The 19,018-nt window shown below is 74.0% G+C and carries 15 protein-coding genes; 9 read left to right on the plus strand and 6 right to left on the minus strand.

The annotated features are described in order from the left end of the window. Nucleotides 1–174 precede the first annotated feature (174 nt). From EDD40_RS39900 to EDD40_RS39915, 4 genes are all read left to right on the plus strand, one after another. Complete coding sequence (locus EDD40_RS39900; RefSeq protein WP_148089067.1) at nucleotides 175–2,532, plus strand: SpoIIE family protein phosphatase; 2,358 nt, start codon at nucleotides 175–177, stop codon at nucleotides 2,530–2,532. 108 nt (nucleotides 2,533–2,640) lie between these two features. After that, complete coding sequence (locus EDD40_RS39905) at nucleotides 2,641–5,148, plus strand: molybdopterin oxidoreductase family protein (protein WP_123747472.1); 2,508 nt, start codon at nucleotides 2,641–2,643, stop codon at nucleotides 5,146–5,148. Between the two features lie 3 nt (nucleotides 5,149–5,151). Further along, nucleotides 5,152–5,610: a hypothetical protein gene (locus tag EDD40_RS39910; protein ID WP_123747473.1), complete on the plus strand. Its 459-nt coding sequence runs from the start codon at nucleotides 5,152–5,154 to the stop codon at nucleotides 5,608–5,610. 135 nt (nucleotides 5,611–5,745) lie between these two features. Then, on the plus strand, nucleotides 5,746–7,692 hold the full coding sequence (locus tag EDD40_RS39915) for an endo-1,4-beta-xylanase (protein WP_123747474.1): 1,947 nt from the start codon (nucleotides 5,746–5,748) through the stop codon (nucleotides 7,690–7,692). A 4-nt stretch (nucleotides 7,693–7,696) separates the two neighbouring features. On the opposite strand, the gene EDD40_RS39920 is transcribed toward EDD40_RS39915, so the two are convergent. Next, entirely contained in the window at nucleotides 7,697–8,215 is a 519-nt protein-coding gene (locus EDD40_RS39920; protein ID WP_123747475.1) for an NlpC/P60 family protein, read from the minus strand. 186 nt (nucleotides 8,216–8,401) lie between these two features. On the opposite strand from EDD40_RS39920, the gene EDD40_RS39925 reads away from it, so the two are divergent. Both EDD40_RS39925 and EDD40_RS39930 read left to right on the plus strand, forming a co-directional pair. Further along, nucleotides 8,402–8,992 (plus strand): superoxide dismutase, encoded by a 591-nt coding sequence (locus EDD40_RS39925; protein ID WP_211348356.1) that lies wholly within the window; start codon nucleotides 8,402–8,404, stop codon nucleotides 8,990–8,992. A 130-nt stretch (nucleotides 8,993–9,122) separates the two neighbouring features. Further along, nucleotides 9,123–9,752 carry a GNAT family N-acetyltransferase gene (locus EDD40_RS39930; RefSeq protein WP_123747476.1) on the plus strand — a complete coding sequence of 210 codons (630 nt, stop codon included), beginning with the start codon at nucleotides 9,123–9,125 and terminating at the stop codon, nucleotides 9,750–9,752. On the opposite strand, the gene EDD40_RS39935 is transcribed toward EDD40_RS39930, so the two are convergent. The 5 genes from EDD40_RS39935 to EDD40_RS39955 all read right to left on the minus strand — a co-directional run bounded on the left by EDD40_RS39935 (nucleotide 9,675) and on the right by EDD40_RS39955 (nucleotide 15,076). Further along, nucleotides 9,675–10,583 carry a S1C family serine protease gene (locus EDD40_RS39935; protein WP_123747477.1) on the minus strand — a complete coding sequence of 303 codons (909 nt, stop codon included), beginning with the start codon at nucleotides 10,581–10,583 and terminating at the stop codon, nucleotides 9,675–9,677. The two genes, EDD40_RS39930 and EDD40_RS39935, sit on opposite strands and share 78 nt — an antisense overlap. 115 nt (nucleotides 10,584–10,698) lie before the next feature. Beyond that, the gene (locus tag EDD40_RS39940; protein ID WP_123747478.1) at nucleotides 10,699–11,916 is read right to left on the minus strand and encodes an SGNH/GDSL hydrolase family protein; all 1,218 of its coding nucleotides are present in this window, start codon (nucleotides 11,914–11,916) and stop codon (nucleotides 10,699–10,701) included. 207 nt (nucleotides 11,917–12,123) lie between these two features. Beyond that, on the minus strand, nucleotides 12,124–13,269 hold the full coding sequence (locus EDD40_RS39945) for a glycosyltransferase (RefSeq protein WP_123747479.1): 1,146 nt from the start codon (nucleotides 13,267–13,269) through the stop codon (nucleotides 12,124–12,126). Between the two features lie 120 nt (nucleotides 13,270–13,389). After that, on the minus strand, nucleotides 13,390–14,535 hold the full coding sequence (locus tag EDD40_RS39950; RefSeq protein WP_123747480.1) for a glycosyltransferase: 1,146 nt from the start codon (nucleotides 14,533–14,535) through the stop codon (nucleotides 13,390–13,392). Nucleotides 14,536–14,584: 49 nt separating this feature from the next. Continuing rightward, complete coding sequence (locus EDD40_RS39955; protein ID WP_123747481.1) at nucleotides 14,585–15,076, minus strand: MarR family winged helix-turn-helix transcriptional regulator; 492 nt, start codon at nucleotides 15,074–15,076, stop codon at nucleotides 14,585–14,587. Nucleotides 15,077–15,150: 74 nt separating this feature from the next. Between EDD40_RS39955 and EDD40_RS39960 the strand changes: the two genes are divergently transcribed. The 3 genes from EDD40_RS39960 to sigJ all read left to right on the plus strand — a co-directional run bounded on the left by EDD40_RS39960 (nucleotide 15,151) and on the right by sigJ (nucleotide 18,913). Beyond that, nucleotides 15,151–17,169: an MMPL family transporter gene (locus EDD40_RS39960; RefSeq protein WP_123747482.1), complete on the plus strand. Its 2,019-nt coding sequence runs from the start codon at nucleotides 15,151–15,153 to the stop codon at nucleotides 17,167–17,169. An 83-nt stretch (nucleotides 17,170–17,252) separates the two neighbouring features. Next, nucleotides 17,253–17,990, plus strand: coding sequence for an SDR family oxidoreductase (locus EDD40_RS39965; RefSeq protein ID WP_123747483.1), 738 nt, complete (start codon nucleotides 17,253–17,255; stop codon nucleotides 17,988–17,990). Then, nucleotides 17,987–18,913 (plus strand): RNA polymerase sigma factor SigJ, encoded by a 927-nt coding sequence (sigJ, locus tag EDD40_RS39970; RefSeq protein WP_211348357.1) that lies wholly within the window; start codon nucleotides 17,987–17,989, stop codon nucleotides 18,911–18,913. The genes EDD40_RS39965 and sigJ overlap by 4 nt, the downstream gene beginning before the upstream one ends. The last annotated feature ends 105 nt before the right edge of the window (nucleotides 18,914–19,018 follow it).

Here is a 19,018-nt window from a genome sequence, read left to right on the forward strand (position 1 = left end):
CGGACCGCACCGACCGTCCCGTGCAACGCGCCGGGAGGCGCCGGGTGTTCCGCGATCCGGAGTGTCCTCCGACTCATCCCTTCGGGTGGCCGGGCCGCGGTCGACGGAGGGTGCGCGGGGCGGTGGGGCCGGATCGGCTGGGGGCTCGGCTGGCCGTGCGCGGGTGGGCGGGTGATGCTGGACGCGATGGCGGTGCAGCGGGATCCGACCGGTTCTGCGCTGGCCGACCTCGTCGCCCGGCAGCGTGACGAGATCGACCGGCTGAGGTCCGCTGCGCGCACGCAGGCCGTCGTCGAGCAGGCGAAGGGGGTGCTGGCCGAGCGGCTGTCGTGCCGGCCGGACGAGGCGTTCGAGGACATGGTGCGGCTGGCCCAGGCGACGGGCAGCGAACTGGCCGTCATCGCGGCCGGTGTGCTCGGCGTGCCGCCGCCACCGCCCGCGCCCGGCCTGTCGCCCGTGTCCACCGAAGGCCTGTACGACCCGGAGCGCCGGGTGCGGCAGGTGGGGCTCTCGAAGCCGCCGCCGGCCCCGCCGGGTGAGCGCACGCCGCAGCCGGTGGCGCTCGCGGCGATCGGCACGGCGACCGACTCGGAGGAGCTGGCCGAGCTGGTCCGCGAGCACGTCGGCTGCGACAGCGTGCTGGTCTACCTGCTCGAACCCGACGGCGGGCTGCGGTTGGAGGCCGCCGCGAACGTGCCCGCCACGGTGCGGCTGGAGTGGGAGCGGGTGCCGTTGCGGCTCAGCACGGGTGTCCTCGCGTCGGTGCGCAGCGGCCTGCCGCAGTGGCTGCCCGACCTGGAGGAGGCCCGCCGGCTGCACACCGTGATCGGCGACCCGGAGACGGTGTGGAGGTCGCGGGCGTGGCTGCCGTTCCAGGACCGGACCCGCATCGCCGGCGTGGTCGGCCTGCTGTGGGCCGGCGCGCACGACTTCCCGTCCGAGGAGCGGTGGGAGCTGGAGGTGATGGTCCGCGCGGCCGGCTCCACGCTGCTGGCGCTGGTGGGCGCGGACGGCGTCGCGCGGGGCCGCAACTGGACGCTCTGGGTCCAGCACCTGCTCGACGTGCTGCCCGGCTCGGTGGCCCTGCTCGGGGCGGTGCACGGGGACAACGGCGAGGTGGTCGACTTCCGCTTCGAGGCCGCCAGCCCGGACGCGGTCGACTTCACCGGCCGCCGCTACCGGCAGCTGGTCGGGCGCACCATCCTGACCAGCTACCCGACCGTCGCGGGCACGGAGCTGTGGGCGGCGTACTTCCGGGTGCTGCGCACCGGGGTCAGGGAGGTGGTCAGCCTCTTCGACTACGAGGAGAACACGCCCGGCCTGCCGCAGCAGGGCCGGTACACGCTGACCATCGGCAAGTTCGGCGACGGCCTGATCCTGGCGTGGCACGAGCACGAGGACCCGTTGCAGCTGGAGCGGCTGCGCAACGTCCAGCGGCTCGGCAACATCGGCTGGGGCGAGTGGAACCTGGTGACCAACGAGATCGACTGGTCCGACCAGCTCTACGTCATCTTCGACCGCGACCCGGCGCTCGGCCCGATGCCGCTGGACGAGATCCGGGCGTCCGTGGTCGGTGAGGACCTGCCGATCCTGCAGAACGCCGTGCGGCGGATGTTGGAGCACGGCGAGGGCGCCGACTCGGAGCTGCGCCTGCGCGCCGGCGACCAGGTCCGGTACGGCCGGTTCATCGGCGAGCCGGTGCTGGACGTGCAGGGCAGGCCCGTCCGGTTGGACGTGGTGCTGCAGGACGTGACCGCGATGCGGCGCGCGGAGAAGCGGGTGTTCGACCTCAGCGAGCAGTTCGCGCAGGAGCACCAGGTGGCCAACCACCTGCGCTCCGCCGTGCTGCCGCTGCCGAGCCGGCCGCTGGAGCTGCCGGGGATGCGGGTGGCGGTGCGCTACCTCGCGGCCGAGCAGTGGGCGGAGGTCGGCGGCGACTGGTACCACGCGTTCCCGATCGACGACGGCAGCACGCTGCTGGCCATCGGCGACGTGGCGGGGCACGGCCTGGCGACGGCGGCGGCGATGGCGAAGCTGCGGTACGCGCTGACGGGGGCCGCGCTGACCAACCCGGACCCGGCGGGCGTCCTCGACGTGCTGAACCGGATGCTGACCGGCGGTGGCGGCGTGACGCTGGCGTCGGCCGTCGTCGGCCGGTTCGAGCCGACCACGCGCCGGCTGTCGTGGGCGCAAGCGGGTCACCCCGCGCCGCTGCTGCTGCGGTCGCACGACGTGCAGCGGCTCGACCGGCCCGCGGGTCCGATCCTGGGCGCGGTGCGGGGCGCGGTGTACGCGACGGCGCGGACGCTGCTCGCGCCCGGCGACACGGTGCTGATGTTCACCGACGGCCTGATCGAGCAGCGGCCGTCCGCCGGCGCCCGCGGTGACGACCTGGAACGCCTGGTGGAGGAGATCCGGGGGTTCGTGGCGGAGCTGGACCCGGCGCGGATGCCCGAGGCGCTGACGTCGCGCCTGGTGCCCGCCACACCGCTGGACGACACCTGCGTCGTGGCGGCCACGATCACCGCCTGACCCCGTCGCGCCGGTTGCCGGGGACCTGAGCGGGTACACGCCCCGGTGAGCACGGGCGGCGGCGACGGTCGACGCGCTGGTCGAGTGCGGCGTGGACGGAGGAACCGCATGGCCGATCGGATCGCGGACATCTGGGGCGCACGCACGCCGCACGCGAAGGACGCGCCGTGGCCGGTGCGGGTGGACCTGCACCTGGACGAGGGCGTGGCCGAGGCGGACGTCGAGCGGTGGGTGCAGTCGGCGTGCGTGCTGTGCAGCAACGGGTGCGCGTGCGACATCGCGGTCAAGGACGGGCGGATGGTCGGGGTCCGCGGCCGCGCGGGCGACGTGGTCAACCACGGGCGGTTGGGGCCGAAGGGCCTGTACGGCTCGTGGCAGTGGAACGGGGACGACCGGTTGACGCGCCCGCTGGTGCGGCGGGGCGGTGTGCTGGTCGAGTCCGACTGGGACACCGCGATGGACCTGGTCGTGCGCCGGTCGCGGGAGCTGCTGACCGAGGTCGGGCCGCTGTCGCACGGGTTCTACACCAGCGGGCAGCTGTTCCTGGAGGAGTACTACACGCTCGCCGTGATCGGCAAGGCGGGCCTCGGCACGCCGCACATGGACGGCAACACCCGGCTGTGCACGGCCACGGCCGCGGCGGCGATGAAGGAGAGCTTCGGCTCCGACGGGCAGCCCGGCAGCTACCACGACGTCGACTCGTGCGACGCGCTGTTCCTGTTCGGGCACAACATGGCCGAGACGCAGACGGTGCTGTGGTCGCGGGTGCTGGACCGGCTGCACGGCCCCGACCGGCCCGCGGTGGTCGTGGTCGACCCCCGGCGCACGAAGGTGGCCGACGCGGCGGTGGCGTCCGGCGGCGTGCACCTGGCCCCGTTGCCGGGCACCAACCAGGCGTTGATGAACGGCCTGGTCCGCGAGGTGATCGCGAACGGCTGGGTGGACCGCGACTACGTCGACGCCCACACCCTCGGCTACGACGAGCTGGCCGCGACGGTCGAGCCGTGCACGCCCGAGCACGTGGCCGAGACCTGCGGGATCGACCCGGACGACCTGCGGCGCGCGGCGCGGATCTTCGGCACGTCCGACCGGGTGCTGTCCACCGTGCTGCAGGGCTTCTACCAGTCGCACCAGGCCACCGCGGCGTCCTGCCAGGTCAACAACCTGCACCTGCTGCGCGGGCTGATCGGCTCGCCGGGCAGCGGCGTCCTGCAGATGAACGGGCAGCCCACCGCGCAGAACACGCGCGAGTGCGGCGCGGACGGCGACCTGCCGGGCTTCCGCAACTGGGCCAACCCCGAGCACGTCGAGCAGCTGGCGCGGCTGTGGAACGTCGACCCGGCGACGATCCCGCACTGGGCGCCGCCGACGCACGCCATGCAGCTCTGGCGCTACGCCGAGCAGGGCTCCATCCGGTTCCTGTGGATCTCGGCGACCAACCCGGCCGTGTCGCTGCCGGAACTGCCGCGCGTCCGGGAGATCCTGGCCCGTGAAGACCTGTTCGTGGTGGTGCAGGACGGTTTCCGCACCGAGACCGCCGAGTACGCCGACGTGGTGCTGCCCGCCGCGCTGTGGGGCGAGAAGCAGGGCACGTTCACCAACGCCAACCGGACCGTGCACCTGTCGGAGCGGGCGGTCGAGCCGCCCGGCGAGGCGCGGTCGGACCTGGACATCTTCCTGGACTACGCCCGCCGCATGGACCTGCGCGACCGCGACGGCGCGCCGCTGATCGGCTGGCACGACCCGGAGGGCGCGTTCGAGGCGTGGAAGGAGTGCAGCCGGGGCAGGCTGTGCGACTACACCGGCTTGTCCTACGACAAGCTGCGCGGTGGCAGCGGCATCCCCTGGCCGTGCGACGAGGACCACCCCGACGGGTGCGACCGGCTCTACGCGGACGGGGTGTTCCCGACCCACCCCGACGTGTGCGAGGACTACGGCCACGACCTGCTCACCGGGGGCGCCACGGCGCCGGAGCGGTACCGGGCGCGACGTCCGGACGGCCGGGCGTTCCTCAAGGCCGCCGAGTACGCGCCACCGCCCGAGCAGCCGAACGAGGACTACCCGTTCGTGTGCACGACCGGCCGCACGGCCTACCACTTCCACACGCGCACCAAGACCGGCCGGTCCCGGCGGTTGCGCGGGGCCGCGCCCGAGCCGTGGGTGGAGCTGTCGGCCCGCGACGCCGACGCGCTGGGCGTGCGCGAGGGCGACCTGGTGCGCGTCGAGTCGCCGCGCGGCCGGGTCGAGGCGCCCGCCCGGGTCGGGCGCGGCCGCGACGGCGTGGTGTTCGTGCCGTTCCACTACGGCTACTGGGACACCGACGGCGACCGGCACGCGCGCGCGGCCAACGAGCTGACGATGACCGAGTGGGACCCGGTGTCCAAGCAGCCGCTGTTCAAGCTGGCCGCGGTGCGCGTGACCAAGTCGGCCGACGGCACGGGCCCGGCGCCCGCGCCCACCACGACGGCGTCCGCGCCGCACGACCTCGCGAGCGTCCCGGCGACCAGGGGGGAGGACGACGTGCGCGAGGACGTGACGTCGGCCGACCCGCCCGCGCCGCCGCCGACCCCCGACCGGACACCCGGCGTGCTGCCGCACGTCGCTCCGAAGGGCTGAGCCATGCACCTGGCGACCTACCTGGGCCTGCTGCACCACTCGCTGACCACCCTGGCCGACGCGTTCCGGCAGGTCGGCCAGGGGCACGGCGACGAACCGGACGTGTGGCACACCTGCCGGGTGCTGGCCGGTCGCGTCGAGCACGAGGCCGAGGCGCTGGCGCCGGTGGTGCGGCGCTACGGCGAGCACCGCGAGGTGGAGCCCGAGCGGCTGCACGCCGCCGGGCTGGGGTCCACCCGCAGCGGTGCGGTCGGCCTGCTGCGCGACCTCCAGGACCTCTACACGCTGGCGAGCCTGACCGACATCACCTGGACCGTCGTCGGCCAGGCCGCCCGAGGGCTGCGCGACGGGGAGCTGCTGGACGTCGTCACGTCCGGCGAGCAGGAGACCGCCCGCCAACTCACGTGGCTGCGCACGCGCATCAAGCAGGCCGCGCCTCAAGCGCTCATCGCGGCGGACTGAGCGGGTTCGTCCCGGCGTGACCGCCGGCGGTTTGGGCTGAACGGCGGCTGGGCGGGGGTCGGCGCGCCTGCCTATAGTCCGGCGAGATGTTCTGGGAGCGCTCCCAGAACGCGTCCGACGGAAGAGGGATTCTCGATGAGGAGAGTTCTCGCCGGTGTGCTCGCGACCACGGTCCTGGCCGGCCTGGTCACGTTGGCGGCGCACGCGAGCCCCCGAGCAGCCGCCGACGAACCCGTGGTCGTCGTCTCCAGCACGTTCGACGACGGCACGGCGCAAGGCTGGACGTCCCGGGCCGGTGAGGCGGTCGCGCCGAGCACCGCCGTCGCGCACGGCGGCACGCACAGCCTCGCGGTCACCGGACGTGAGCAGTCCTGGCAGGGGCCCACGCTGAACCTGCTGGAGAAGGCGCAGAAGGGCATCCGGTACGACCTGTCGGTGTGGGTCCGCCTGGCGGCGGGCGAGGCGCCGACGCAGGCCCGGCTGTCCGTGGAACGGCGCACCGGCGGCACCGCGAGCTACGACCAGGTGGTGGGCGACACCGCGGTCACCGCCGACGGCTGGGCCAACCTGCGCGGCAGCTACACGTTGGCCGCCGACGTCGAGTTCCTGGCCACGTACGTCGAGCTGAGCAGCGCCACGGCGTCCCTGCACATCGACGACTTCTCCCTCTCCCACACCCCGTTGCCGCCGATCCAGACCGACCTCCCGTCGCTGAAGGACGTGCTGGCCGACCACTTCGCCGTGGGCGCCGCCGTCGGCAACGCCGAGCTGCTCAACAACCACGGGCAGCTGCTCGCCAAGCACTTCGACTCGATCACCCCCGGCAACACGCTGAAGTGGGACGCGACCGAACCCACCGAGGGCGCGTTCCGCTTCACCGACGCGGAAGCCCTGGTCTCCTGGGCGAAGGCCAACGGCGCGGCCGTGCGCGGGCACACGCTGGTGTGGCACCAGCAGACGCCCGCCTGGGTGTTCAAGGACGCGGCGGGCAACGACATGACCGCGACGCCGGAGAACAAGGCGCTGCTGCTGGCCCGGTTGGAGGCGCACATCCGCGGCGTCGTCGGCCACTTCGGCGACGACATCCCGGTGTGGGACGTGGTGAACGAGGTCATCGACGAGAACCAGGCCGACGGCCTGCGCCGCAGCAAGTGGTTCGAGATCACCGGCCTGGACTACCTGCGCACCGCGTTCCGGGTGGCTCGCGAGGTCGCGCCGGACGCCGAGCTGGTGATCAACGACTACAACACCAACGTGCCGGCCAAGCGCGACAAGCTGCACGACCTGGTCGTGCGGCTGCGGGCCGAGGGCGTGCCGATCGACGCGGTGGGCCACCAGATGCACGTCAACGTGCAGTGGCCGTCGGTGGCGGAGACCGAGGCGATGCTGGCCAAGTTCGTCCCGCTGGGCATCGACCAGCAGATCACCGAGATGGACGTCTCGATCTACACCGACGACAGCCAGTCCTACCCGACCCCGCCCGCCGAGGTGCTGCTCGCGCAGGCCTACCGGTACCGGGACTTCTTCGAGCTGTACAAGAAGTACTCGGCGAACATCAGCTCGGTGACGCTGTGGGGCCTGGCGGACGACAACACGTGGCTCGACAGCTTCCCGGTGACCCGCAAGGACCACCCGCTGCTGTTCGACACGCGCTTGCAGGCGAAGGACGCTTACTGGGGTGTCGTGGACCCGGGCCGGATCGGCGGGCCCACCAGCACGACCACGACCACCACGACGACGACCACCACGACCACGGTGCCGCCGGCGACGTGCGCGGTCGCGTACGCGATCGGCAGCCAGTGGCAGGGCGGTTTCCAGGGCGAGGTCCGGGTCACCAACCGGGGGAACGCGCCGGTCACCGCGTGGACGCTGGCGTGGTCGTTCGCCGACGGTCAGCGGGTCACGCAGCTGTGGGGAGGCGTCCACACCCAGACCGGCTCGGCGGTGAGCGTGCGCAACGCCTCGTGGAACAGCACGATCGCGCCGGGCGGCTCGGTGTCGTTCGGGTTCCTCGGCAGCTGGACGGGCGCCAACGGCAAGCCGACCGCGTTCACCCTGAACGGGGTGGGGTGCCAGAGCTGAGGCGTCAGTCCCCGGTGACCCGGTAGTAGCGGAGCGGGGTGTAGGCGTTCGCGGTCTGCGCCGTCCACTTCCGCTCCACGGGAGCCGCGCCGTCGGGGCCGGTCTGCTCGCGCACGACCGGCTCCGACTTCGCGTCGTCGGCCCAGCGCACGAACAGCGCGGCGTGGTAGGAGGTGGTGAGCGCGTCACCGGGGCGGAGGTCGGCGCGCGGGATCTCCGCGGCCACCTCCCGGAGCGTGGTCGTGGTGCGGGAGTGCGTCAGGCCCCACGCCATCGAGACGTAGCCGGAGCAGTCGGTGCGGTAGCTGCCGTGCTCGTTGCGGTAGCAGGCCTGCTGGCTGTACGGCACCCGCGCGTCCAACCAGGACTGCGACCGGGCCAGCGCCTCCTCGCGCGAGGTGACGCGGTCCGCTTCGGTGGTGCCGCAGGCGATCAACGCGCCGGGATCGTCGGCGGCGTGCGCGATCGGCGCCTGGAACGCCGCCGTGCACGCGAGTGCGGCGATCAGGGTGCGGGTGCTCATCGAACCCCCTCGGGTCGTGGTGCGCCGCCGCTCGACGTGGCGACGACGTGGCACCACGAGGTTTCCCCGCGTCCGGCGGACTAGCGCTCGACCACCCGGCCGAGTGGTCCGCCGCGCGCGCGGTTTCACCCGGAGCGGCGAGGGTAGTCGACCGGTGATCACAGCCGACGCGTGGAGGGAACCGGTATGCGCATCGTCATCGCCTTGGCCGCGGTGGTCGTCGCGGTGGGGTGCGGCGGCGGCGATCCGGGTTCGGGCGGCGCCAAGCCGTCCGCGGAGGAGGTCGGCAGCCGGGAGATCGGTGTGCTCGCCCCGGCGGAGGCCGCGGACGTGGCGTTCACCTACGACCCCGAGGCCGCGCCGCCGGGCGCGGAGCTGGAGCTGGAGGTGAGCCGCGGCGACGGCTCGACGACCGTGCGGCTGTCCGCCGACATGCTCCAGCCGAACCGCGGCTACGCCGCCCACGCCCACACCGACCCGTGCGGCCGGAACGGCACCGACGCCGGTCCCCACTACCAGCACGAGGTCGACCCGGCGGCGACACCCGAGCGGCCGTCGGTCGACCCCGCGTACGCCAACCCGCACAACGAGATCTGGCTGGAGCTGACCACCGACGGCCAGGGCAACGGCGTGGCCGGGACCACCGTGCCGTTCGTCTTCGACGACCGCGTGCCGTCCTCGATCGTGCTGCACGAGCAGCCGACCACCGAGACCGGGCACGGCCGCGCGGGCAGCGCGGGCGCCCGACTCGCCTGCTTCACCGCGTCGTTCCGCTGAGGCCGGCTCGGACCCCGACACCCTCGCCGGCACCCGGCGCCGGCCGTGCCGTGCCCATGTCGGCGACGAGGACTCCGGCGATCGGGTAAATCAGTGCACCCGCGCCACGCCGATCGGGCAGGCTGTCGCGATGGGGTACGCGGTGCGCGACTACGTCGCCGGTGACGAACCGTCTTGGCTGCGGTGCCGGGTGGTGTCGTCCCTGGGCACCGCGTTCCACGACGACGTGGTCGCGGCCAAGCCGGCGGTGTCCGGCGCGGAACTCGTGGCGGTGGACGGCGACGTGGTCGTCGGCATCCTCGACCTGGCGGTCGACGGCGGACTGGCCACCATCGAGACCATCGCCGTCCACCCGGACCACCAGCACCGGGGGATCGGCGGCGCGCTGCTGTCGCGGGCGCGGGCCCGCGCCACCGCGCTCGGCGCGACCACGCTGGACGCCTGGACCCGGGACAACCCCTTGACGCTGCGCTGGTACCGCGCCATGGGCTTCGCCGAGAGCGACCACCAGCCGCACGTGATCGCCGAGCGCCGCGCGTCGCCCGACGAGTCGCCGCGCGCCGCGGTGGCGCGACCCGGGCCCCGGTCGGCGAAGGCGTTCCGGCGCGCGGACCGGGCGGACGAGGCGCGGCTGCGACGGGAGTCGGCGCGGGCGCCCGGGTGCCGGCGGTTCGCGATGGCGTTACGCGGTGAGCTCGCCGGGCGTGGCGATGACGTCGACCATCGCGCCGTTGCGCAGGACGGTCACCGGCAGCGGTAGGCCGATGGCCTCGGCGAACAGCTGCCGCTGGATGCCCTGGGCGTCGCTGACCGGCGTGCGCGCCACGCTGAGCACCAGGTCGCCGTCGCGCAGGCCCGCCCGTTCGGCCGGACCGCCGGGCACCACCTGCACCAGCCGCACGCCCGCGCGCTGCCCGGTGCGCTCGGCGACGGCGTCCGGCAGCGGCGCGGGCGCGCCGACCACGCCGAGGTAGGCCCGTCGCACCCGGCCCTCGACCATGAGGGTCGACAGGATGCGCCGGGTGGTGCTGTTCACCGGGATGGCCAGGCCCAGGCCGATGCCCGCCAACGCGGTGTTGATGCCGACCACCTCGCCGGCGGAGTTGGCCAGGGCGCCGCCGGAGTTGCCGGGGTTGAGCGCGGCGTCGGTCTGGATCACGTCCTCGATCACGCGTCCCGCCCGGCCGCTGCCCACCGGCACCGCCCGGCCCAGCGCGCTGACCACCCCGGCGGTCACCGAACCGGCCAGGCCCAGCGGGTTGCCGACGGCGATGACGAGTTGGCCGACCTGGAGGTGGTCGGCGTCGCCGAACTTCGCCGCGCCGGGCGCGTCCGCCGACGCCTTGAGCACGGCGAGATCCGCGAGGGGGTCGGCGCCGACGACCGTGAACGGCGACTCGGCGCCGTCGGCGAACACCGCCGTGCCCTCCCGGCTGCCGCCGACGACGTGCGCGTTGGTCAGCAGGTAGCCGTCGTCGGTGAACACCACCGCGGACCCGGCGCCGCGCGGCAGGCGCACGGCGGCCACGTGCGGCGTGACCGACTTCGCGACCGCGATCACGGCCTGCGAGTAGGCGTCCAGCGGATCCATCGGCGCCTCCGTCGCTCACCCCGGTCACGACCATCGTGCTCTCGGGCGGGCCGTGCTGTCCGGGGCGTTCGCCGACAGCGGATCCACCCCGGACCGCGAGGGTCCGCCCCGCGGGTCAGCGCCGCAGCAGCATCGCCAGGTCGACCGCGTCCGCCATGGCCCGCGTGCCCGCGTCGTTCGGGTGCAGGTGGTCGCCGCTGTCGTAGGCCGGGTTCAGCGTCGCCGGGTCGCCGGGCACGCCGGTCGCGGCGGCGAAGTCCACCACGCCGTCGAACTCGCCGGAGGTGCGGATCCAGTCGTTGAGCGTCCGCCAGGTCGCCTCGCGCTCCTGCGTCCAGATGAACGAGCCCTTGAACGGCAGGATCGTGCCGCCGTAGACCTTGACGCCCGCGGCCCGCGCCTGCGCGATCACGTCCCGGTGCCCGGCGATCAGGTCCTCGGCCGACGCGCTGTAGCCGATGTCGTTGACCGCCTCCAGCAGGATCATCGCCTTCACCCCGGTCTGCGACAGCACGTCGCGCCGCACCCGCGTCACGCCCGCCACGCCCCAGAAGGGCTCGTCCCGGTCGGCGATGAGCCGGTTGCCGCCCAGGCCGGCGTTCACCACGGACAGCGTGCGGCCCGGCACCGCGTCCAGCCGCCTGGCCAGGAAGTCCGGCCAGCGGCGGTTGGCGTTGCCGGTGGTGCTGGCGGTGTCGGTGATCGAGTCGCCGAAGGCCACCACCGTGCCCGCGACCCGCCGCGCGGGCGCGACGTCGACGCCGTCGACGACCATCCAGCAGGGCGTGTCCTGGAACCCGCCCGACAGGGCGGTGGTCCGGTCGCCGGAGGCGAGGTAGTTGCCCTGCGCGGTGAACGGGTGGTTGGTCAGCGGGCCGGTGGCGTCCGGCAGGTAGGCGCTCACCAGCAGCGTGGACAGCGCCTGAACGTCCAGCCGGACGGGGTCGCTGAAGACCTCCCGGCCGGCCGGCACGGTGACGTCCCGCCTGCCCTTGAACGTCATCGTGCGCACCGTGCCCGGCACCGCCGCGTCACCCGCCTGCTGCACGGCGACCGTCGCACGGCCCACCCGCAGCGGCGTCGCGCCGAACGCGTTGGTCAGCCGCACCCGCACCGACTCGCCGCCGGCGCTGAGGAACACCACGTTGCGCACGGTCTGGTCGCGCAGCCCTTCGCCCGCCGGGCAGTCGCTCCACGGGATCTCGCTGCCCACCACGGGACTCGCCGCCCAGCTTGCCACCCAGGGCTTGCCGTGCGCGGTCGCGGGCGACGGCAGCACCGCCGTCGCCACGAGCGCGGCGATCACGGCCAGTGTCCCCACGTGTCTTGCCATGAAGGTCTCCCAACGCCGTCGTCTTCGGTGGCGTGGCCGACCGTGGCAGCGGGTCGATTAACCGGTCAAGCTCGTCACGACGAGCGGCGCGATAGTTGCGGTGAGTGGCCGGACTTACGTGTTGAGGAGCCCTTGGCCGGGCCGGCCCCGCGGCGATCCCGCCTGACCACGACCCCCCGGGTGACGCGGTCAGGCGGGCACCCGGTGTCAGGCGTACTCGGGCAGCGTGCGCGCCACGTCGTGCGGCGAGGGCATGGCGGCCACCTCGTCGGCGATCGCCCGGGCCGCGCCGAGCACGGCCTCGTCGGCGAGCAGGTGCCGCGCCTTGGCCGCGATCGCCTCGGCGGTCACGTCCGCGCCGAGCAGCTGGTCGCCCAGCCCGGCCGCGGCCACCACCGCGGCGTTGCTGAACTGGTCGGCGCCCTGCGGCAGCACCAGCTGCGGCACGCCCACCCCGAACGTGCCCATCGTCGTGCCGCTGCCACCGTGGTGCACCACGAGGTCCACGTGCGGCAGCAAGTCGGCCTGCGGCACCCACGGCAGCACGACGACGTTGTCCGGCAGCTCGCCGAACCCGCCCACGTCGACCGCGGGGCCGGCGGCGACCAGCACCTTCGCGCCCACCCCGGCCAGGCCGTCGATCGCGGTGCGCAGCACGCCCGCCTCGCCGAACGCCGTGCCCAACGTCAGGTAGACCAGCGGCTCGCGGTGTTCGAGCACCCACGGCGGCAGCTCGCCGGGCTCGGCGAACGGCACCGGGCGCAGCGGGATCCGCTGCGTCGGGCCGGCCAGGAAGCCCGGCTCCTGCACCGACGGCGGGCAGATGTCGATGTACGGGTTGCCGAGTCCCATGGGGTCGTTCTCGGGGACCTCGACCCCCAGGTCCGCGGCGACGTCGAGGAGGCGCCTGCGCGCGCTGCTCGCGAACTCGTCCGCCACCCACGCCCGGCCGAACGAGTGGCACAGGCCGGGCACGCCCGCCACCTTCGCGGCCAGTCCCGCGCCGGGGTTGCCCAGCTCGTGCACCACCAGGTCGGGCTTGAGGTCGGCGAGGACCGGCGCGAGCTCGGCGGCGAAGGCGCGCGGCAGCACCGAGGCGAACGCGGCCGCGATCCGGTCGGGGTCGGCGTCCTGCGGCTTGGTCACCGGGGCGCCCTCGTTCGCGATCTCGAACGCCGCGCGCAGGTCGATGCCGCCCTCGACGTGCTCGATGCCGTGCGAGGTCAGGGCGTTCGCGAACGCGGCGCCGGTGAAGTACGTGACGTCGTGGCCCAGCTCGCGGGCGGCGATCGCCAGCGGCAGCAAAGGGTAGGTGTGTCCGTGTAAACCTAGGCTGGAGAAGAGGATTCGCACTGGTTCGAGGGTAGCGAGATTTTTTCTACGTCGGGTGAATTTCGTCCGATTGGGGCTCTTCGCGCCGTGAGGTGAAGATCACTCACGACCGCTGCCCGGCGCGGTGGCGACGCCGGGGGCTCAGGCGTAGTCCGGCAGCACGCTCGCCACGTCGGCCGGTGACGGCATGGCGGCCACCTCGGCGGCCATCGCCCGCGCCGCGTCGCGCACGGCGTCGTCGGTGAGCAGGCGGCGTGCCTTGTCGGCGATCACCTCGGCCGTCAGCTCCGCGCCGAGCACCTGGTCGCCCGCGCCCGCCCCGGTCACCATCGCGGCGTTGCCGAACTGGTCGGCGCCCTGCGGCAGGATCAGCTGCGGCACGCCGGCGCCGAACGTGCCCATCGTGGTGCCGGCGCCGCCGTGGTGGACCACGAGGTCCGCGTACGGCAGCAGGTCGCCCTGCGGCAGCCACTCCCGCACGACCACGTTGTCCGGCACGTCGCCCAGCTCGCCCGCCCGCACCACCATGGCGGTGGAGACGAGCACCTTCGCCTTCAGCGCGCGGAGACCCTCGATGGCGGTGCGCAGCACGTCCACCGTGGCGAACGCCGTGCCCAACGTCAGGTAGACCAGCGGCTCGCGGTGTTCGAGCACCCACGGCGGCAGCTCGCCGGGCTCGGCGAACGGCACCGGCCGCAACAGGATGCGGTCCGTCGCGGTGGCGAGGAAGTCCGGGTCCTGCACCGACGGCGGGCAGATGTCGATGTACGGGTTGTCGAACCGCATGACGTCACCGTCGGGCACGTCCGCGCCGTACTCCGCGGCGACCTCGGCCAGGTGCAGGCGGATGTCCTCCATGGGGCCGCTGGGCCGCCAGTACCGCCCGAACGAGTGGCACACCGCGGGCACCCCGGTGACCTTGGCCGCGAGCGCCACGCCGACGTTGGCCACCTCGTGCACGACCAGGTCGGGCTTGTGGTCGACGATGATCGGCACCAGGTCCGCGACGTGCCGGCGCGCCAGGATCGAGCCGAACACCCGCGACACGCGCCTGGGGTCGAAGTCCTTCGCCTTGCGCGCCGCCGGGCTCGCGTTGCCGAGCTCGAACGCGTCGAGCATGTCCATCCCGCCCGCGACGTGCTCGATGCCGCGTGCGGTCAGGGCCCGCGCGAACGTTCCCGTGGTCGCGAAGGTGACGTCGTGGCCCTGCTCGCGGGCGGCGATGGCCAGCGGCATCAGCGGGAACGTGTGCCCGTGCGCGCCGAGGCTAGAGAAGAGGATCTCCACAGGTGAGAGCTTGTCGCTTTGCGGCCGGTGCGCCCGGGTTACCTGCGGGTCACTGCGGATCGGGCGAGGATGACTTCGGGTGGGGCGACGGCGTCAGCCCCGTCCGCACGGCCACGGTCGCGTCGATGCTCGCGGTCAGGAACCGGGCGATGACCGCCCTGTCGGCGTCGTCGAACTGCTGCCACGCACGGGTGAACGCCTCGTCGAGGGGCACGAAGAAGTCGCGGCCCAGGCTCAGCGCCTTGGCCGAGGCGCGCAGCTCGACCTTGCGCCGGTCGTGCGGGCTGCGCACGCGTTCGACGTGCCCGGACGCCTCCAGCCGGTCGAGCACGGACGTGGTCGCGGACGCGCTCAGGTGCAGGGCCTCGGCCAGCCGGGTGGGCGACATCGGCTCGCCGCCCCACCGCGCGTCCATGATCACCGCGAGCGCGTTGAGGTCCGTGCGGTGCATCCGCTGCTTCTCGCCGAAGATGTCCACGAACAGATCGGTTTCGACCGTGAGCTGCCGGAGCAACCTGACCAGGGCCGAGTGGTCGGCCATGCGCCCTCCAGTTATTATTTCGACGATCGAACTATTGGATCGTCGAACTACGCCGTCTCGGAGGTCATTGTCCCGTGCACGCGACCCGCTCCCGCACGCGCTGGTTGTTGCCCGCCCTCGTGGCGGTCGCCTGGTTGGCGCTCGGCGGGTTCTCCGGCCCGTTCGCGGGCAAGCTGAGCGAGGTCGCGGTCAACGACAGCACCGCGTTCCTGCCCTCGTCCGCCGAGGCGACGGAGGTGGCCGAGCAGGTCAAGGCGTTCGGCGACGCGCGCGGGCTGCCCGCGGTCGTGGTGGCCGAACGCGCCTCCGGCCTCACCCAGGCCGACCGCGACTACCTGGGCGGTCGGGACTTCCCCGGCGAGGCCTCGCCGGTGATCCCGTCACCGCGCGACGACCAGGCCGCGCAGGTGGTCGTCGCGGTGGACCCGGGCGACCCGGCCGGCGCGGTGGAGGACATCAGGGCGAAGGTGGCGGACCCGCCCGACGGGCTCACCGTGCTGGTGACCGGGCCCGCCGCGCAGGTCGCCGACCTGAAGGAGGCGTTCGGCGGCATCGACGGCCTGCTGCTCCTGGTCGCCGGCGCGGTGGTGGCGTTGATCCTCGTGCTGGTCTACCGCAGCCCGCTGCTGCCGCTCGTGGTGCTGCTGTCCGGGGTGTTCGCGCTCGGCCTGGCCAGCCTCGCCGTGTACCTGCTCGCGGACGGCGACGTGATCGACCTCAACGGCCAGAGCCAGGGCATCCTGTTCATCCTGGTGTTCGGCGCGGCCACGGACTACGCGTTGCTGCTGGTGTCCCGGTTCCGCGAGGAGCTGCGCGACACCGAGGACCGCTACCAGGCGATGCGGGTGGCGTGGCGGGCCACCGTCGAGCCGATCGCCGCGTCGGCGGGCACGGTCGTGCTGGGTGTGCTGTGCCTGCTGTTCAGCGACCTCAACTCGAACAAGGGCCTCGGCCCGGTGGCCGCGATCGGGATCGGCGCGGCGCTGCTGGCCTCGGTGACGTTCCTGCCCGCGGTGCTGGTGCTGCTGGGCCGCTCGGCGTTCTGGCCACTGCGCCCGAAGCTCGGCTCGCCGCACCCGGAGGCGAGCGGGCTGTGGGCGCGGGTGGCCCGGATGATCTCCGCTCGGCCGCGCGCGACGTGGGTCCTGACCGCGGTGGTGCTGCTGGCGGGCGTGGCGTTCGTGCCGCAGCTCAAGGCGTCCGGCACGGCCCAGTCGGACGTGTTCCTCACCGAGGTCGACTCGGTCGCCGGGCAGGAGGTGCTGTCACGCCACTTCCCGGGCGGCAGCGGCGCGCCGACCGTCGTGCTGGCCCGGACCGGGCAGGCGGAGGCGGTGACCCGGGCGGCGGCGGACGTCGACGGCGTGTCGGACGTGCGGCCGGCGGGCGAGGCCTCGGGCCTGGTCCGGCTCGACGTCGTGCTGGACGACCCGGCCGACTCCGAGGCGGCGATCACGACCGTGCAGCGGCTGCGTGACGCGGTGCGCGCGGTGCCGGACGCCGACGCCAAGGTCGGCGGGCCCACCGCCACCCAGCTCGACACGCAGACCACGTCCGAGCGCGACCGGCTGGTGATCATCCCGATCGTGCTGCTGGTGATCTTCCTGGTGCTGGCGCTGCTGCTGCGGTCGCTGCTCGCGCCGTTGCTGCTGATCGCCACGGTGGTGCTGTCGTTCGCCGCGACCATGGGCGTGGCGGCGCTGGTGTTCAACGGCCTCTTCGACTTCCCGGGCGCCGACCCGGTGGTGCCGCTGTTCGGGTTCGTGTTCCTGGTCGCGCTCGGGATCGACTACAACATCTTCCTGATGACCCGGGTGCGCGAGGAGTCCGCCGAGCTGGGCACGCGGGCCGGCGTGCTGCGCGGGCTGACCATCACCGGCGGCGTGATCACGTCGGCGGGGGTGGTGCTCGCGGCGACGTTCTCGGCGTTGGCGGTGCTGCCGATCCTGTTCCTCGCGCAGATCGCGTTCATCGTGGCGTTCGGCGTGCTGCTGGACACGTTCGTGGTGCGGTCCCTGCTGGTGCCGGCGCTGGCCGTGGACGTCGGCAAGCGCATCTGGTGGCCGTCCCGGCTGGCCCGGGGGCGTGACTGACCCGGGTGGTGTCACAGTCCGCACCGGCCGGATCGTCCTGGGTGTGACAGGGTTTTCCGGCACGGGCACGAGGACGGTTGACGATGAAGATCGCGGTGGTCGGCGGTACGGGCGCGGTGGGGCGTCGGGTGGTCGAAGCGGTGGCGGGGGCCGGGCACGAGCCGGTCGTGCTGAGCCGCTCCGGCGGGGTCGACCTGCTGACCGGCGCCGGGCTCGACGAGGCGCTCGCGGGGGCCGAGGCGGTGGTCGACGTGTCGAACCCGGCGAACTGGCAGCGGCTGGACGAGGTGGAGCGGTTCTTCACCGAGGGCACCGGGCACCTGGTCGAGGCGGCGCGCCGGGCGGGCGCGCGGCACCTGGTGGTGCTGTCGATCGTGGGCTCGGACGTGGTCGACCTGGACTACTACCTCGCCAAGCGGCGGCAGGAGGCGCTGGTCGCGGCCGGACCGGTGCCGTGGACGGTGCTGCGGGCCACCCAGTTCTTCGAGTTCGCCTCGCAGGTGCTGGCGGGCGCGACGGGACCGGTGGCGCAGGTGCCGCCGATGCTGTCGCAGCCGGTGTCGACCTCCGACGTGGCGGCGCGGCTGGTGGAGCTGGCGGTGGGCGAGCCGCAGGGGCTGACCGCGCCGATCGCGGGACCGGAGCGCATCCGGGTGGTCGACATGGCGCGGCAGGTCGTGGCACGGCGGGGTGACGCGTTGCGGGTCGAGGAGGCGGCGGAGGGCCCGGCGGGGTTGTCCACCGGCGCGCTGTGCCCGCAGGGCGAGTACGTCGAGGGCAAGGGGACGTTCGCCGGGTACCTGGACACGGTGCGCCCGTGACCGACCGCGCCACCGAACCCGCCGCCACGCACCCCGCCGAGGACCCGCCCGCCGAGGCCCGGCTCGCCGAACTGGCCGCCGAGTACACCCGCCTCCGGCCGCGCCTGGTCGGCGTCGCCTACTCGTTGGTCGGCACGGTGGCCGAGGCGCAGGACGTGGTGTCCGACTGCTGGCTGCGGCTCACCGCCGCCGACGCGCAGGAGCCCGTGCGCGACGTCGAGGCGTGGTCGGTGGTGGCGGTGGCGCGGCGCGCGGTGGACGTGCTGCGGTCGGCGCGGGTGCGGCGGGAGGAGTACGTCGGCCCCTGGCTGCCCGAACCGCTCGTGGACGCCGTCGCCGAGGACCCGGCGGACCGGGTGACGCTGGACGACACGGTGAGCTTCGCGCTCATGGTCGTGCTGGAGACCCTGACCCCGGCCGAGCGCACCACGTGGGTGCTGCACGAGGTGTTCGGCATGCCGTTCCCGGAGGTCGCGGCCGTCGTCGGCCGCAGCCCGGCCGCCGTGCGGCAGCTGGCCGTGCGGGCCCGGGCGCACGTCGCGGCGGGCGCGCCCCGGGTCGACGTCGGCGCCGCCGAGCACCGCCGCGCGGTCGAGGCGTTCCTGCGCGCCGTCGGCCACGGCGACCTGGCCGGCCTGCTGTCCGTGCTCGACCCGGACGTCCTGCTGACCAGCGACGGCGGCGGCCTTCAGGGCGTGGCCCGCCGGCCGGTGGCCGGCGCGGACCGGGTGGCCCGGTTCCTGGTCGGGGTGCGCCGCAAGATGGCCGCCGACGAGCGCGTCGTGCCGCTGACCGTGAACGGCGGCCCGGGGTTCGCCGTGCTGGCCGGCGCGACCACCAGGTTCGTCTGCTCCTTCACCCTCCGCGGCGGACGGGTCAGGCGGGTGGACCTGGTGGTGGCGCCGGACAAGCTGCCCCGGTAGTCGGGCACGTCGACCACCCGGCGCCGGCGCCGGCCGACCGCCACGTCCGGTGGACGGCTCGACCGGCGCGGGAAGGCGGAGGCGGTGCGGTCGCGATGGGGCGTT

Source organism: Saccharothrix texasensis (assembly GCF_003752005.1).
GTDB classification, from domain to species: domain Bacteria; phylum Actinomycetota; class Actinomycetes; order Mycobacteriales; family Pseudonocardiaceae; genus Actinosynnema; species Actinosynnema texasense.

Bases quoted from the DNA above. Each gene is read 5' to 3' on its own strand.
- EDD40_RS39900 (WP_148089067.1), top strand. From the start codon at position 175: ATGCTGGACGCGATGGCGGTGCAGCGGGATCCGACCGGTTCTGCGCTG.
- EDD40_RS39905 (WP_123747472.1), top strand. From the start codon at position 2,641: ATGGCCGATCGGATCGCGGACATCTGGGGCGCACGCACGCCGCACGCG.
- EDD40_RS39910 (WP_123747473.1), top strand. From the start codon at position 5,152: ATGCACCTGGCGACCTACCTGGGCCTGCTGCACCACTCGCTGACCACC.
- EDD40_RS39915 (WP_123747474.1), top strand. From the start codon at position 5,746: ATGAGGAGAGTTCTCGCCGGTGTGCTCGCGACCACGGTCCTGGCCGGC.
- EDD40_RS39920 (WP_123747475.1), bottom strand. From the start codon at position 8,215: ATGAGCACCCGCACCCTGATCGCCGCACTCGCGTGCACGGCGGCGTTC.
- EDD40_RS39925 (WP_211348356.1), top strand. From the start codon at position 8,402: ATGCGCATCGTCATCGCCTTGGCCGCGGTGGTCGTCGCGGTGGGGTGC.
- EDD40_RS39930 (WP_123747476.1), top strand. From the start codon at position 9,123: ATGGGGTACGCGGTGCGCGACTACGTCGCCGGTGACGAACCGTCTTGG.
- EDD40_RS39935 (WP_123747477.1), bottom strand. From the start codon at position 10,583: ATGGATCCGCTGGACGCCTACTCGCAGGCCGTGATCGCGGTCGCGAAG.
- EDD40_RS39940 (WP_123747478.1), bottom strand. From the start codon at position 11,916: ATGGCAAGACACGTGGGGACACTGGCCGTGATCGCCGCGCTCGTGGCG.
- EDD40_RS39955 (WP_123747481.1), bottom strand. From the start codon at position 15,076: ATGGCCGACCACTCGGCCCTGGTCAGGTTGCTCCGGCAGCTCACGGTC.
- EDD40_RS39965 (WP_123747483.1), top strand. From the start codon at position 17,253: ATGAAGATCGCGGTGGTCGGCGGTACGGGCGCGGTGGGGCGTCGGGTG.